General features: G+C 36.3%; 14 protein-coding genes. 6 read left to right on the forward strand and 8 right to left on the reverse strand.

Annotated elements, in window-relative coordinates; genetic code table 11:
• Positions 1–8: 8 nt before the first annotated feature.
• Positions 9–689 carry a ComF family protein gene (locus ON07_RS01155; protein WP_010227510.1) on the reverse strand — a complete coding sequence of 227 codons (681 nt, stop codon included), beginning with the start codon at positions 687–689 and terminating at the stop codon, positions 9–11.
• Positions 690–748: 59 nt separating this feature from the next.
• On the opposite strand from ON07_RS01155, the gene ON07_RS01160 reads away from it, so the two are divergent.
• The 5 genes from ON07_RS01160 (at position 749) to ON07_RS01180 (ending at position 8,287) form a co-directional block, all read left to right on the forward strand.
• Entirely contained in the window at positions 749–1,633 is an 885-nt protein-coding gene (locus ON07_RS01160) for a hypothetical protein (RefSeq protein ID WP_155807109.1), read from the forward strand.
• Positions 1,634–1,696: 63 nt separating this feature from the next.
• Complete coding sequence (locus tag ON07_RS01165; protein WP_010227515.1) at positions 1,697–3,235, forward strand: glycine--tRNA ligase; 1,539 nt, start codon at positions 1,697–1,699, stop codon at positions 3,233–3,235.
• Between the two features lie 119 nt (positions 3,236–3,354).
• Positions 3,355–6,339, forward strand: coding sequence for a GEVED domain-containing protein (locus ON07_RS01170; RefSeq protein WP_010227516.1), 2,985 nt, complete (start codon positions 3,355–3,357; stop codon positions 6,337–6,339).
• Positions 6,340–6,435: 96 nt separating this feature from the next.
• Positions 6,436–7,215 carry an exodeoxyribonuclease III gene (locus ON07_RS01175; protein ID WP_010227519.1) on the forward strand — a complete coding sequence of 260 codons (780 nt, stop codon included), beginning with the start codon at positions 6,436–6,438 and terminating at the stop codon, positions 7,213–7,215.
• A 37-nt stretch (positions 7,216–7,252) separates the two neighbouring features.
• Complete coding sequence (locus ON07_RS01180; protein WP_010227521.1) at positions 7,253–8,287, forward strand: aldo/keto reductase; 1,035 nt, start codon at positions 7,253–7,255, stop codon at positions 8,285–8,287.
• Here the strand turns inward: ON07_RS01180 and ON07_RS01185 are convergent.
• Genes ON07_RS01185 through panC form a run of 7 tightly spaced genes read right to left on the reverse strand, consistent with a single transcriptional unit; the run spans position 8,284 to position 14,231 of the window.
• The gene (locus ON07_RS01185; protein WP_010227523.1) at positions 8,284–9,417 is read right to left on the reverse strand and encodes a M23 family metallopeptidase; all 1,134 of its coding nucleotides are present in this window, start codon (positions 9,415–9,417) and stop codon (positions 8,284–8,286) included. The genes ON07_RS01180 and ON07_RS01185 overlap by 4 nt on opposite strands.
• A gap of 43 nt (positions 9,418–9,460) precedes the next feature.
• Positions 9,461–10,825 (reverse strand): DNA repair protein RadA, encoded by a 1,365-nt coding sequence (gene radA / locus ON07_RS01190; protein ID WP_010227525.1) that lies wholly within the window; start codon positions 10,823–10,825, stop codon positions 9,461–9,463.
• 41 nt (positions 10,826–10,866) lie between these two features.
• Positions 10,867–12,015: an alpha/beta hydrolase gene (locus ON07_RS01195; protein WP_010227527.1), complete on the reverse strand. Its 1,149-nt coding sequence runs from the start codon at positions 12,013–12,015 to the stop codon at positions 10,867–10,869.
• A 36-nt stretch (positions 12,016–12,051) separates the two neighbouring features.
• Positions 12,052–12,591: a lysylphosphatidylglycerol synthase domain-containing protein gene (locus ON07_RS17550; RefSeq protein ID WP_316928053.1), complete on the reverse strand. Its 540-nt coding sequence runs from the start codon at positions 12,589–12,591 to the stop codon at positions 12,052–12,054.
• A complete protein-coding gene (locus ON07_RS17555; protein WP_316928054.1) occupies positions 12,588–12,971 on the reverse strand; it encodes a lysylphosphatidylglycerol synthase transmembrane domain-containing protein in 384 nt (127 codons plus the stop codon). Before ON07_RS17555 ends, ON07_RS17550 begins: the two co-directional genes overlap by 4 nt.
• 48 nt (positions 12,972–13,019) lie before the next feature.
• The gene (gene panD, locus ON07_RS01205) at positions 13,020–13,370 is read right to left on the reverse strand and encodes an aspartate 1-decarboxylase (RefSeq protein WP_010227529.1); all 351 of its coding nucleotides are present in this window, start codon (positions 13,368–13,370) and stop codon (positions 13,020–13,022) included.
• 9 nt (positions 13,371–13,379) lie between these two features.
• Complete coding sequence (gene panC / locus ON07_RS01210) at positions 13,380–14,231, reverse strand: pantoate--beta-alanine ligase (protein WP_010227531.1); 852 nt, start codon at positions 14,229–14,231, stop codon at positions 13,380–13,382.
• 101 nt (positions 14,232–14,332) lie between these two features.
• On the opposite strand from panC, the gene ON07_RS01215 reads away from it, so the two are divergent.
• Entirely contained in the window at positions 14,333–15,145 is an 813-nt protein-coding gene (locus ON07_RS01215) for a glycogen/starch synthase (protein ID WP_010227533.1), read from the forward strand.
• The last annotated feature ends 2 nt before the right edge of the window (positions 15,146–15,147 follow it).

Genomic DNA, 15,147 nt, shown 5'->3' on the forward strand with positions numbered 1-15,147 from the left:
TGTTTTTGTCACGCGGTAAACGCCATAGTAGCGATGCTTATTTTTACATTTTCAGCTTCTAAGATCGCATCGGCACAAGCTTCTAGTGTAGCGCCGGTAGTAATTAGATCGTCTACAAGTAAGATGTGCTTGTTTTTAATTTTTTCGGGATTAACCAAGACAAAGCTCTCCTCGATATTTCCCCATCTAGCAATTCTGGTTTTTAGGGTTTGAGTGGAAGAGAAGGATTTTTTCAGAAGAACATCATCTACATACTGGATATTCATTGCCTTTGCGATCTCCTTCCCAAACTCCTCTACCTGATTAAAACCTCTGGAGCGAAGTTTCTTTTTATGAAGCGGCACTGGAATTACAAGGTCTATATCTTTATAAGAATCTGTAAAAGCAAGTTCTGCACCCAGCCATGCCCCTAAATAAGTGCCAATTTCCCGGTGTCCTCTATATTTTAAGCGATGAATTAATTTTTGTACACTGCCTTTCTTTTTGAAAATTAGAAGCGAAGTTGCATTATGTATGGGAAGTCTCCCGTAAAATACTTTTTTAACAGGATTCTCGTTATCAAGATGAAAATTGGTAACGGGAAGTTCATTTACACAATTAGTGCAGATAATATTTTGATTTTTATGCAATTCGGTATCGCATATCTGGCAGATATTCGGATAAAATAAATTGATTAAATCTTGAAACATTAGTTAATGTATTGTAATTTCGCTAATTAAACCAATAATTTACGAACTAAATCACATTTATGATGACCGAAACAAAAAGCAATACCGCCCTAAAGATTTTAACCGGTATTTTGGCCGTTGCTCTAGTGGCACTAGGTATTTATACGGTTAAATTTTATAATGAAGAAAAGGAAAATAAGGCGATACTTCTAAAAGAAAAAAGTGTTATTGAAGATGAGCTTAATGACCTGATTGTAAAATACGATGAGGCTATCGAGACCAACGAAGTAATGGATCAAGATATGGTAAATGCGAGAGAGCGTATTTCCAGATTATTAGATTCGGTTAAAGATTCTGAAGCTAACCTAGTTTTGATTTCTAGATACAGAAGAGAAATTGGAGCTTTAAAAAGTGAGAAAGACAGACTTTTTAGAGTTGTAGATAGTTTAAGCAATCAAAATAGAATGATGGCAATGACTATAGATAGTACAAATACAGTACTAGCTCAAAAAGTTCGTCTATCAGATTCTTTACAAGTGAACAATCAGAGTCTTTCCACAAAAGTAGATAAGGCTTCGCAATTAAAAATCACATCTCTTAAAGGGGAAGGTGTTATCGTTCGAAATAGTGGGAAACTGGTGGAGAACGATAAAACTCGTAGAATAGATCAAATTAGAACTTGCTTCACAATTAGTTCTAATGAGCTTGCTCCATCCGGAGAAAAAACAATGTATGTGCAGGTGTACAACCCGGAAAACGAATTGGTAGGAGATCAAATTGCGGTAAAACACGATGGTGGAGTTATGATGTACAGCGCAACTTCAACAGTGTTCTATGAAAATGAAGAATTGGACGTATGTATCCTTTCTAAAACTCAAGGAGATAAATTGCTGGAAGGCGCTTATAAAGTATATGTGTATGAAGGCCCACAACTTATTGGAACTTCAACTTTCAACCTAAATTAATAAAATAACAAAATTCATAAACCGCCTTGAGCTTTATCAAGGCGGTTTTTTTATTTTTGCGCTATGGCAAAACAAGAAGATTTATTTAAAAATGTGATTTCCCATGCTAAAGAGTATGGATATATATTCGCATCTAGTGAGATATACGATGGCTTGAGTGCAGTTTATGACTACGGTCAGAATGGAGCTGAACTTAAAAAAAATATTAAAGAATACTGGTGGAAAAGTATGGTGCAGTTGCATCAGAACATCGTTGGAATAGACTCTGCGATCTTGATGCATCCAAAAACATGGAAAGCTTCCGGTCACGTAGATGCCTTTACAGATCCTTTAATAGATAATAAAGACTCTAAAAAAAGATACCGTGCAGATGTTCTGGTGGAAGATTATGCCGAAAAATTGAATATAAAAGCGCTGAAAGAAATTACTAAGGCTAAAAAACGTTTTGGAGACGCTTTTAATGAGGAAGAGTTTATAACTACAAATCCTAGGGTTGTTAGATATTTATCTGATAAAAAACAGATTTTAGAGCGTTTGGCTAGTTCGCTTACAAAAGAAGATCTTGAAGATGTAAAAGCTTTAATTGAAGAGTTAGAAATTGCCGATCCGGATACCGGTTCTAGAAATTGGACAGAAGTGCGTCAATTCAATTTGATGTTTGGAACCAAGATGGGTGCTTCAGCAGATTCCTCTACAGATCTTTATTTGAGGCCGGAAACTGCCCAAGGGATTTTTGTGAATTTCGCGAATGTTCAAAAAACAGGAAGGATGAAAATTCCTTTTGGAATTGCTCAAATAGGAAAAGCTTTCAGAAATGAGATCGTTGCGCGACAATTCATCTTTAGAATGCGTGAATTTGAACAAATGGAAATGCAATTTTTTGTGCGCCCTGGAGATGAGATGAAATGGTATGAGCACTGGAAAGAGCAGCGTATAAAATGGCATCATTCTTTAAACTTAGGAGAAGAAAATTATAGATTTCACGATCATGAGAAATTGGCACATTACGCCAATGCCGCCGCCGATATTGAATTTGATTTTCCATTCGGATTTAAAGAATTAGAAGGAATTCACTCCAGAACAGATTTCGATTTAAAAGCACATGAAGAATTTTCTGGTAAAAAGCTTAGGTTTTTCGATCCGGAAATTAATGAGAATTATGTGCCTTACGTAATAGAAACCTCAATAGGATTAGACAGAATGTTCTTAGCGGTTCTTTCTTCATCTTTAAAAGATGAAACTTTAGAGGATGGTTCTTCCAGAACAGTCTTGAAATTACCGGCAATTTTAGCGCCCACAAAAGCGGCTATTTTACCTCTAGTTAAGAAAGATGGTCTACCGGAATTGGCTCAAAAAATCATCGATGATCTAAAATGGGATTTTAAAGTTCAATACGACGAAAAAGACGCAATTGGAAGAAGGTATAGAAGGCAAGATGCAGCAGGAACTCCTTTATGTATTACTGTAGATCATGATTCTTTACAGGATAATTCTGTAACTATAAGATACAGGGATAGTATGGAACAAAAGCGGGTTGCGATCTCTGAATTACCGAAACTTATAAAAAAAGAAATAGATTTTAAGCATTGGATGGGAGCATAATCTGAGGCTAATTTTCACATATAATTAAGAGGCAATTAATATATTTAATTGCCTCTTTTATTTTATAATTGATTATTTTTAAGGCTTTAATAAAATAGATGCTCTCCTTGAACTATAATATGATCAAAAATATACTATACTTAGCACTGTTCTTCCTTTTCTTTTCTATACAAATTACTGCACAAACAAGAGAAACATCGGGACCTGTGTATATAGATTCTTCTGTTGCAATTCCGGTTACTGCGATTTCCACCAGAAAAATGAAAGCACCTTCTACAGAATATAAGTTGGTGAATCCTAGAAATAGAGGGATTAATAAAGTGGTACCCGGTAAGGGTTTGCCAAAAACCCAAGATGCTGCGTTGCAGTCTAAAATGGGAGAATTACCGGGAAAAGCACCCCTTTTCACTTTTGATGCGGCAGTAACAAGATCTACACCATCAGATCCCACAGGTGCTGCGGGTCCAAATCACTATGTAAATGGATGGAACTCTGCTTTTTCGATATTCGACAAAAGCGGAAATCAAATTGTTCCTCCGGCTTCACTTTCCAGTATTGGAGGGGAATTTACCAACGAAAATTTAGGAGATCCCATCATTTTATACGATGAATTTGCAGATCGTTTTTTGATCACTCAGTTTAGTGATACTCCAGAGGGATTTTTAGTAGCGGTTTCGCAAACATCAGATCCAGTTAATGGAGGCTGGAATACGTATAGATTTTCAACAAATGGAGCTTTACCAGATTATCCGAAAATTTCTGTTTGGAGTGATGGATATTATGTGACAACGAATAAGAATTCAAATACCGCAAGTACAAGTCAAGTGGTTTACGTTTTTGAACGTGATAAAATGTTGGTTGGGGAAAGTGCTAAAGTGGTTTCATTTCCTTTACCGGGTGTAAGAACAAATGGTTTTTACAGTCCGGCAGGTTTTCATGCAATGGGAGGAGAACTTCCGCCGAGAGGGAATTCTCCGATCATATTCTTACAAGATGATGCTTGGGCCGGAGTTTCGGAGGATCATTTAAAATTCTGGAATATCAATATAGATTGGAATTCACCGGGAAGCTCAACTATTGCTGAGTCTCAGGAATTGGGAACAGGCAATGGAGTAACTCCATTTATCGCGACTTTCGATGGAGGTGCATTTTCTAATTTGGCACAACCTGGAGAGACGCCAGATTTGGATGCCTTACAGGCGACAATGATGTACATGACGCAGTATAGGCGCTTCCCTACCTATAATGCAGCGGTGCTCAATTTTGTTGTAGATATAGACGCAACGGCAGCCGAGCATGCAGGAATTAGATGGTACGAGCTAAGGCAGCCTACCAACGGTGGTCTTTGGACAGTTTTTCAGGAAGGAACATATGCACCAGATAAAAGCGATCGATATTCCGGTAGTATAGGTATGGATGCTCAAGGTAATATAGGCTTAGGTTTTACAGTGTTAGACGACAGCCCTGAAACTCCTATTTTTCCTTCGATTAGATACACAGGAAGGTATAACAATGATCCCAAAGGCATAATGACCTTAAAGGAAGAAGTTATTGTGAATGGAATTAGTGCCGATCCATCTTCCAGATATGGAGATTACGCGCATCTTACAGTAGATCCGGCAGACGACTTAACTTTCTGGCATAACGGAGAATATTTTGACAGTCCCGATAGAAAAAACAGAGTAGGTGTTTTTAAGCTTGCTCCGGATTTCACCAACGATGTTGGAATTGTGGCTTTGGTAAGGCCTACAAATGCCACCTTAACTTCTTCAGAAATTGTTACCGTTACCATTAGGAATTATGGACTTACTTCTCAATCAAATATTCCAGTTAGTTATTCTGTAGACGGTGGGCCGGTAGTCACTGAAACTTTTACCGGTACGATTCCGGGAACTAGCTCTGTAGATTTTACATTTTCAACAAACGCTAACCTTGGGATTATTGGACAAACATATACGTTTGTTGTGACTACCAATTTAGATATCGATGAGAATGAAAATAACGATTCGTTTACCATAAATGTTAAGAATTTATTTGCAAAAGATGTAGGAGTTACTTCTATTGATTCTCCGGTAACCGGTTTAAATTTAACTGCATCGGAAGATGTTACAATTACTATTGAAAATTTTGGAGGAGAACCACAATCAAATATACCTGTTGCTTACAGAATAGAGAATAATCAAAAAATAAATGAAGTTTTTCCCGGAACAATTCCTGTTGGAGAAAATGCTGTTTATACCTTTTCGCAAACTGCAAATCTTTCGGCATCTGGTCGTTATAGGCTATTCGCAGAAACTAATTTGGTAGGAGATCAAGACAATACTAATAATTCCAAAACAAAGTCTGTAGCCAATTTAAATTGTATTCCGGTGGGATCAGACTGTGCGAGTTTCGGAGACGGATTATCTTATTTTGAACTTGGCGATATTTTAAATGAACGTATTCCTTGTACAAATGGATATGCCGATTTTATTGGGTTCTCTACAGATTTAGATCGTTCCGTTGGCACTTATACAGTTACAGTAAAAACACTTTTCGACAATCCTCAGGATGAGAAATTTTCTATGTGGATAGACCTTAATGATAACGGAACTTTCGATGATTCTGAAATTGTAATTTCTGCTCAAAATATTCCTGCAGCCAATACTGCTTTTTCATATGAGTTTATCTTGCCAAATGATGCTCCATTAGGCCAGCATTTGTTAAGGGTTCGAGCGGGTGATACTTCTTTTGGTGGGGATCTAAATAACCCGTGTAGTGTGATGGATTTTGGAACTACACACGATTATACTGTTAGAATTACAGATTCAACTTTAAATATCGATGATTTTTTATTGAATGAAGCAAATCTTCAGATCGTGGAACAAAATCCAGATGCGAATGAAGGTATTTACAGAGTGTTCTTAGAAACTCCATTCGATCAGCCATTGCGAATAACGGTTCATAATTTATTAGGACAAAAAATGATCGAAAATCAAGTGGACAATGTAAATGGTCAAGGCTATTTATATGAAATCGATATGTCTTACGCTGCGTCCGGTGCTTATTTATTAAGAATAGGAACTCGGGATGTAGGAGTTGTGAAAAGATTCTTGGTTAAATAATTCGCGGATTAATCAACATTAAAATAAGATGAAATCTATCTTCAAAATAATTGATGGCATTTGCTATTGATTGTTTTTTAAGAAATATTAAAAATTATGAAAATTATATCCTACAATGTAAATGGAATTAGAGCAGCTATCAGAAAAGGGGTTATAGAATGGCTGTCTGCAGCTAATCCAGATGTTGTTTGTTTGCAGGAAATAAAAGCTTCTCCAGATCAATTAGACCTTAGCATTTTTGAAGATACTGGTTATAAATACAATTATTGGTATCCCGCTCAAAAAAAAGGCTATAGTGGTGTAGCAATTTTGAGCAAGCATGAGCCTAAACATATAGAATATGGAACCGGGATAGATTATATGGATTTTGAAGGCCGGAATATTCGTGTAGACTTTGAGAATTTCTCTGTGATGAGTCTTTATCTCCCTTCAGGAACAAACATAAATAGATTAGAGTTCAAACTTCAATTCATGGCAGATTTTCAGCGTTATGTGGATATTCTGAAGACTCAAATTCCTAATTTAATTATTTGCGGCGATTATAATATTTGTCACGAAGCTATCGATATTCACGATCCCGTTAGATTGAAAAATACTTCCGGATTTCTGCCTGTAGAAAGGAAGTGGATAGATGGGTTTATGAAAAGCGGTTTTATAGATACTTTTCGCTACTTTAATAAAGAAGCAACAGATCAATATTCATGGTGGAGTTATAGAGCAGGAGCGCGTGGAAATAATAAAGGCTGGCGTATAGATTACAATTTGGTTTCTAACTCTATGGAGACAAAGCTTAAAAGGGCAGTAATCCTTCCGGACGCAATGCATAGTGACCATTGCCCGGTGTTGTTGGAAATTGAATCTATCTACGCAAACTAAAATTTTAATCTTCTTCTAAAAATTTTATACACTTATAATGAAATACACTACGCTTCCAAATTCCGATATTAAAGTAAGTAAAATCTGTTTAGGTTCTATGACGTGGGGACAACAGAACACAGAAGCTGAAGGCCATGCTCAACTGGACTATGCATTAGATCAAGGAGTTAATTTTATAGATACGGCCGAAATGTATTCGGTTCCTGCAAATAAGGACACTCAGGGAAGTACGGAGAAAATTATAGGAAGTTGGTTTAAAAAAACTGGAAATAGAGATAAGGTAGTTTTAGCAACTAAGATAGCTGGTCCGGGGAGGGCGATGGCTCATATTAGACCTAATTTAGGCTTTTCTAAGGCTGCATTGAATGATGCACTCACAAAAAGTTTTAAAAGATTACAGACAGATTATATAGACCTCTACCAATTGCATTGGCCGGAACGAAATTCTAATTTCTTCGGAAAGCGTGGATTTGAGAACGATCCATCTGAAGAATGGGAGGATAATTTCAAGGAAATTCTTTTCAGTTTAAATGAATTCATTAAGGAAGGGAAAATTAGAAAAATTGGACTGTCAAATGAATCTCCATATGGAGTGATGCGTTGCTTGGAAGAAGCTCGAAACGGTACTCCTAAAATAAGTACGGTTCAAAATCCATATAGTTTGCTAAATAGAAAAGATGAAATAGGTCTTACTGAAATTTATCATCGAGAAGATGTTGGTTTGTTTCCTTATTCTCCTTTAGGGATGGGCTCGCTTAGCGGGAAATATTTAAAAGATAAGAATGCAAACGGAAGGTTGAATTTATTTCCTCAATATAACCGATATGGAAACCCTCAAGCGGTGAAAGCGATTGAAAAGTATGTAAGTATTGCTAATGATCATCAAATGAAACCGGCACAAATGGCATTGGCATTTGTGAATATGCAGCCGTTTGTAACCAGTAATATTATTGGTGCTACATCGCTAGAGCAATTAAAAGAAAATATTGGAAGTGTAGATATAGCGCTTTCAGACAAAATAGTTCAGGAGATCAATGCCGTTCATGAGGCAATTCCTAATCCTGCTCCTTAATCTAAAGGTGTTGCTAAAGAGGAATGAAGAAATGATGACATCTTGGAATTGGAGGCTTTAATATGGTACCAATCATCTGTTTTTCCCAAAACCTGAACTGTATCTCCTGCAGAAAGTTTTTGTGTAATTTCAGAATTTTTTACCGAATTATTGTTGCGTAAGTTTGCTGTAGTTTTAATTATTGCCAATTGATTCACAGGAAAGAAAGAATTTTTTCCGGCGGGTTTGAAATCGCTCTTTTTAATAAAATGATATGGATTAATCGCTCCACGATATCCCCGATATATACCAAAATGTAAGTGCGGCGCAGTAGTTCTGGCATTTCCCGTATTTCCCACAAAACCTATTGTATCCCCGGAGTTCACTTGATATTTGTTAATAGGTGCAATACTGTCTAAATGTGCATAATATAGGGACTGTCCTCGCTTGGGATCGCGTAACCATACTTGTTTTCCTCCCAAACCTTTTTCGCCACTGGAGGTAATTCTTCCATCTACGCTAGCAATAACAGGAGTACCGCGTTTCGCGAAAATATCTATGCCTTCGTGCGATCTTTTTCCGCCATCTCGCTGTGCCCCCCAAAAGCTTTGAGTATCCGAATTTCTGCCCCCTGCAACCGGGAAAAGATATAAGGGGGACCTTTTTATTTCGATATTAAAAAATGAACTAGCGTCAATTTCAGGTTGAACCACAATTTTGTAAAGATTGTCTTCTTCGATTTCCAATTTAAGGGATTGCTCTCCAAAACCAGAACTTTTCATATTTTGATAGCCTGAACTCTCCATGGAGAAAACATCTATAAAAGTAAGGGAGGAAGTTGAATCCTGTTGAATTTTCACTGAAAGTAAATCTCCCCGATGAAGTTCTACTAAGTAGGAATAAACCGAAAAACTTTTAGGGAAAAATTTACCAGATTCTCGGTAAGGCAAATTGATGAAAATGCTATCATTTGTTATCGATTTGTCTTTTTCTGTTTTCCAAAGGGCAAATAATTTATCATTAACCTGCAAATCTCTTTTATATACTTCTCGCGCAGTAGGTTTGGTAATTAAATCTTTAGCTTTATTGATATTAGAGCAGCTTTCTAGAATTAAAATGAGAAATAAAAACCATAAAATTCTACTGTGCATCGCCTTGATTTTTTTAGTTGTGAAACACAGTAATTATGCCAGTTTACCCAAACAAAAAACTCACTACATCTTCAATTTTAGCAACTTTCTGAATTTTAATCATATAATTTGATTTTGGAAGCTTGGTTTGTGAGGAGATCATGATTGTTGAAAAACCTAATTTTTCAGCTTCAGTAATTCGTTGTTCAGCTCTGGTAACCGGTCTAATCTCTCCTGCCAGTCCAATTTCGGCTGCAAAACAAATGTCTTTAGAAATTGCAATATCTTCGTTAGAAGAAAGGATTGCGGCAATAACAGCTAGATCTATTGCGGGGTCATCAACACTAATTCCTCCGGTTACATTTAAGAAGACATCTTTTGCTCCCAACCTAAATCCGGCACGTTTTTCTAGGACAGCCAAAAGCATATTTAATCTCTTGGCATTATAGCCGGTTGTAGAGCGCTGTGGTGTTCCATAAACCGCAGAGCTTACCAAGGCTTGAATTTCGATCATCAAAGGCCGTGCGCCTTCTAAAGTTGAAGAAATTGCGGTACCGCTTAAGCCTTCATCATTCTTAGAGATCAATATTTCAGAGGGGTTGGAGACTTCTCTTAATCCGCTTCCCAACATTTCGTAGATTCCTAGCTCGTGCGTAGATCCAAACCTGTTCTTATTGGCTCTTAAAATCCGGTATACATGATTTCTATCGCCTTCAAACTGTAAAACGGTATCCACCATGTGCTCTAAAACTTTTGGGCCAGCGATGCTTCCCTCCTTAGTTATGTGTCCAATTAAAATTACAGGAACACCGGTTTCTTTTGCAAACTTTATTAGCTCTGCAGTACATTCTCTAACCTGAGAAATGCTTCCGGGCGAGCTTTCAATATAATCGCTATGTAAGGTTTGGATGGAATCTACAATTACAATTTCTGGCTTTAAAGCTTCAATTTGTTTAAAAATATTCTGGGTTTTAGTTTCCGTAAGAATATAGCAATTTGCAGGATTAGAATTTATGCGTGATGCCCGCATTTTAATTTGCTGCTGACTTTCTTCTCCGGAAACATATAAGGTTTTATGGCTTAAATGAAGTGAAATTTGCAACAATAAAGTGCTTTTTCCAATCCCAGGTTCTCCCCCTAACAGGATTAGCGATCCCGGCACAATTCCGCCTCCTAGAACTCTGTTTAGTTCTGCATTATTGGTATCCAATCTTGTTTCTAAAGAAACTTCGATCTCTGCAATTTTTAAAGGTTTTGAAACCCTTTTTGCTTCCCTAACAGTAGGTGATTTCCAACCTTTTTTATCGGGGGTTTGAATTACTTCTTCTACAAGCGTATTCCACTCTTTACAGGCAGAACATTGTCCCTGCCATTTGGAATGTTGAGTGCCACAATTTTGACAATAAAAAGTGGTTTTTATCTTTGCCATAATTCAATCCAGATATAAATTTAATTTTTGTTTTAAAGCGGTTAATATCCGAAATCCTGCTTGATTTTGTCTGCTTTCCCAAGCATAAAATCCGTATTTAAAAAAGAAATAGGTTCCAAGCCGTAACCCTTTTGGTAACTGCGCATTGCTTTTTTAGGGCTTCCCGTTTCTTCTTCGAATCTAGCTTCAAAATAAGGTGCAAGCATGGTTTTTGGATAGTGCTTTTCTGCAAGTTTGGAAAGATCATGTAATTCTTCCCATTTTTCGGTCTTTTCAATCGCATTGTATACCGCCATAAAATCGTTTAATCTTATTTGCTTATTAACATGAAATAAGGTTTGGATAGACTCATATTTTTCAACTAAATAGTCATAAGATGAAACCGAAGTTTGTAAAAGAGTTCGGTTATAATCGAAAATAGAAATAGGCCTATATACTTCGAAGATTTGCTCTATGGCTTTTGGAATGGCATTTCCAGCCAAAGTATAGTGAGATCCTTGTGGGAAATTGTCGAAATTATACTTTAGATTTTCATTTTTGATATTCTTCAATTGATTATCGAAGCTTATAATATCCTCTTTTAAGGATGGAATATCCTCTTCTGCAGTTGCGAGATAATACCAGATCTTACTTTCAGATTTAGTGAGTGCAGCTGCAATCCTATCGGCCATTTCTGGAGCCAAATCTGGACTTATGTTTATATAACCTTGAAAAAGCGGATTTTCTTTAAGCAAATAATAGTTGATGAAATTTGAAGTATAATCATGCCCAACAATTACTCTAAAAGGAGCAGTGCGATATTGAGAATCTAAATAGGTCATTAATTCCATGCCTATAAATTCAAAGAATTTAGCTCCTGTTTCTGAAGGTAGAAATCGCTGATCGTCGTAAAAAGCATCTGAATCTCGAGTGCTATTTTGATTAATTCCAACAACGATCATTTCTGGAATATCCTCCCAATAAGAGTAAAAATCTACGTTCCCTGCAACAGGTTCAAATAAATAATCTCCGTCTAGAACGATAAGTACGGGATAAGATTTCTCTTTGTTATTGTCGTAATTTCTAGGAAGCTGAATTTTTAACTGTCTTTCTTCGCCTAGTTTTGAAGACTTTAAAGATTTGTAAACGGTTTGTGCTGTAAATAGGTTAGGGGCAATAAACAGACAAATTAAAAGTAATTTTTTGTACATAGGTCAAGTTTTAATTGTCCCGCACAAGATAGCTTTTTATTTTTTACGGTTATAAATTGGAAGGAATAAGAAGGAGAGTCCGCCAACGATAATTATGAGTAATGTCTGGGTTCCCCACGTGATCCAGCCAAAGGCTTCCCCGCCCTGTTTGCTAATTCCAAAAAGCATAAGACTTGCTCCAATTGCTATAGGATACACGCCAATTCCGCCATTTGTTGCCGAAATAGCAAAAGAACCAACTACAAAAGCTAATAATACTACCCCGAATGGAAGACCGGAAGTTTCTGGAACCGTAAATATTAAAGCATAGAACATGCAAATATACATGAGCCAAATAAAGAGGGTGTGAAATAGGAAAGCTCCTTTTTGCTTCATTTTCAAAATACTTCGCATTCCTTCCAAAAGACCCTTCGCGAATTTTTTTATTTTTTTGAAGATTTTAATTTTAGAATTTCTAATTAAATTTAAAACAAAAACGCCTACGGCTAAGAGCCCCAAGAGAATCGCAATCGTAATAAATGGATTGATATTGCTTTCTTCAAAATAAGCCAGAAGATATTCTGTTTGAAGAATCATGCTGCAGTGATTACTAAAAGCAGCATTATGAAATCGGCAATTCTTTCAGAAATAATAGTTCCGAATGCCTTTTCAAAAGGGATATTCTCATAGCTAGAAATTGTGACCCCTCTAAGCACCTCACCGGATCTGGGAACTCCAAAATTTGCAAGATAGGCTACCATTACAGCCATAAAGCTGTTTGCGAATTGGGGTTTATATCCTAAGGGTTCGAGAAGAAATTTCCATCTATAAGCTCTAGAAAGATGAGAGAGTAATCCGCAAATGAGAGAGATAAGTATAAAAATGGGATTTGCAGATTTAATATTTTCTAAGAGTTCTTCCCTCTCTAAAGGAGTTGAATTTCTAATTGAAAACCAGATCAAAAAAACTCCCAACAAAAGCGGGAGTATGATTTTTAAAATTTTGATGGTGGTTTTCTTCAAGAATTAATTTAAGAGATTATTTTCTTCATTTGGAAAAACCAATGCAGGTTTAAAAGACTTAGCTTCCTCTAGCTCCATAATGGCATAGGTAATAAGAATAAGAATATCCCCTTTTGCAACTCTTCTTGCGGCAGCACCGTTAAGAGTGATTTCACCAGAATTTCTTGGACCTGGGATGGCATAGGTTTCTATACGCTCTCCATTATTATTGTTTACAATTTGGACTTTCTCACCTTCAATAATATTAGCAGCATCCATAAGATCTTGATCTATGGTAATACTTCCAATATAATTAAGATCGGCGCCGGTGCATTTTACGCGATGAATTTTAGATTTTACTACGTGAATTAACATACAATTTGTTTAATAATTTAAGGCTATGTTGTCTATGAGCCTAACGTTTTCAGAATATACAGCGATAAATGCACGAAAAGTCCTGCTTGCAATAGTATTTGTTGCCGGTTTTAATGTTTCACTATCTGCAATCTCAAAATACTCCAATTTAAAATATGGGTGAGCCTTAAATTCTTTTTCTACCCACTGTGATATCTGATTTGCACTTTCTGTGCCAAATTTATCTTTAACTTTTAAAAGCGTTTCGTGAATAAACGATGCTTCAAGTCGGGTTTTGGGGCTTAGTCGTTCATTTCGGGAACTCCTTGCTAATCCGTTGTTTTCTCGATAAATGGGGCATCCTATAACTTCTACAGGAATTTTGTGTTGCGCAACAAGTTTTTTTATTATTTGTAACTGCTGGTAATCTTTTTCCCCAAAAAATGCTTTGTCGGGCTCTACGATCTCAAAAAGTTTTTTTACAACTGTCCCAACTCCGTCAAAATGTCCGTTTCTATATTTCCCTTCCATTTCATATTCCAAACCGTCAAATTGAAAATGTTCAGATTCTATTTTATTATTGTAGAGTTCGGTAGCTGTTGGAGCGAATATAATTAGGTTTAGGTTTAATTCTGCTAGCTTTTGCGTGTCAGAATCTAGTGTTCTAGGGTAATTATCTAGATCTGTTGTGTTGTCGAACTGTGTAGGATTAATAAAAATACTAACCACCACCACATCACAAATTGTAGCGGCTTGTCTAACTAAAGATAAGTGCCCTTCATGCAACGCGCCCATTGTAGGCACGAATCCTATGCTAGAATTTTTGGATTTTAATTTAGAAATTACCTCTGTTAAGGCGGCTTTCTCTTTAATAATCTGCATTTTATTATAAAATTAACAGCGTGCAAACTTAATATATTACGGGCAAACTGCATAAAATTTTGTAATTTTGCGTGTTTTTTATTCGCAAAAGCAAAATATTTATGAAAGATAAGAGGATATTATACGTATCATCTGAAGTTATACCTTACTTGCCCGAAACCGATATATCATCTATGTCTTTTGAAGCTGCCAGAATGGTCAATGGTTTAGGGGGACAAATCAGGATTTTTATGCCACGTTACGGCAACATCAATGAAAGAAGGCATCAATTGCATGAAGTGATTCGATTGTCTGGGATGAATTTGGTGATAGATGATTTAGATATGCCATTAATTATTAAGGTTGCATCTATCCCGAAAGAGCGGATGCAGGTTTATTTTATAGATAACGAAGATTATTTTAAAAGGAAAGCAACACTTACAGACGAGGACGGAAATTTATTTCCGGACAATGATGAACGTGCAATTTTCTTCGCGAAAGGAGTAATAGAAACTGTTAAGAAATTAAATTGGTCTCCAGATATTATACATGTTCATGGGTGGCTATCTTCATTATTGCCATTATATCTAAGAAACTACTACGGAAACGAGCCATTATTTTCTGGCGCAAAAATTGTTACATCTGTATACAATCAAAGTTTTGATGAGTCGTTAGATACGAACATGCACAAGAAAATTCTTTTTGATGGGTTGGAAAATGATAATGTTAAGCATTTGAAAAAACCAACCTATGTTAATTTGATGAAGACTGCAATAGATAATTCTGATGCAGTAATAATTGGTGGAGATAATATCCCTGCCGAATTATCAAAATACTTAAAGAAGCAAGAAAAACCGGTTTTAGATTACAAGACACCGGAGGAATTTTCTACAGCGTACCAAGATTTTTACGACACTCAAGTATTATCACAATAAGT

The sequence above is a fragment of the Gillisia marina genome, from assembly GCF_000258765.1.
GTDB classification, from domain to species: Bacteria; Bacteroidota; Bacteroidia; order Flavobacteriales; family Flavobacteriaceae; genus Gillisia; species Gillisia marina.

Excerpts from the sequence above, each read along its gene's own strand:
- ON07_RS01215 (WP_010227533.1), top strand. The coding sequence starts at position 14,333 with ATGAAAGATAAGAGGATATTATACGTATCATCTGAAGTTATACCTTAC.
- ON07_RS01180 (WP_010227521.1), top strand. The coding sequence starts at position 7,253 with ATGAAATACACTACGCTTCCAAATTCCGATATTAAAGTAAGTAAAATC.
- ON07_RS01175 (WP_010227519.1), top strand. The coding sequence starts at position 6,436 with ATGAAAATTATATCCTACAATGTAAATGGAATTAGAGCAGCTATCAGA.
- panC (WP_010227531.1), bottom strand. The coding sequence starts at position 14,231 with ATGCAGATTATTAAAGAGAAAGCCGCCTTAACAGAGGTAATTTCTAAA.
- ON07_RS01160 (WP_155807109.1), top strand. The coding sequence starts at position 749 with ATGATGACCGAAACAAAAAGCAATACCGCCCTAAAGATTTTAACCGGT.
- panD (WP_010227529.1), bottom strand. The coding sequence starts at position 13,370 with ATGTTAATTCACGTAGTAAAATCTAAAATTCATCGCGTAAAATGCACC.
- ON07_RS01170 (WP_010227516.1), top strand. The coding sequence starts at position 3,355 with ATGATCAAAAATATACTATACTTAGCACTGTTCTTCCTTTTCTTTTCT.
- ON07_RS17550 (WP_316928053.1), bottom strand. The coding sequence starts at position 12,591 with ATGATTCTTCAAACAGAATATCTTCTGGCTTATTTTGAAGAAAGCAAT.
- radA (WP_010227525.1), bottom strand. The coding sequence starts at position 10,825 with ATGGCAAAGATAAAAACCACTTTTTATTGTCAAAATTGTGGCACTCAA.
- ON07_RS01155 (WP_010227510.1), bottom strand. The coding sequence starts at position 689 with ATGTTTCAAGATTTAATCAATTTATTTTATCCGAATATCTGCCAGATA.
- ON07_RS01195 (WP_010227527.1), bottom strand. The coding sequence starts at position 12,015 with ATGTACAAAAAATTACTTTTAATTTGTCTGTTTATTGCCCCTAACCTA.
- ON07_RS01185 (WP_010227523.1), bottom strand. The coding sequence starts at position 9,417 with ATGCACAGTAGAATTTTATGGTTTTTATTTCTCATTTTAATTCTAGAA.
- ON07_RS01165 (WP_010227515.1), top strand. The coding sequence starts at position 1,697 with ATGGCAAAACAAGAAGATTTATTTAAAAATGTGATTTCCCATGCTAAA.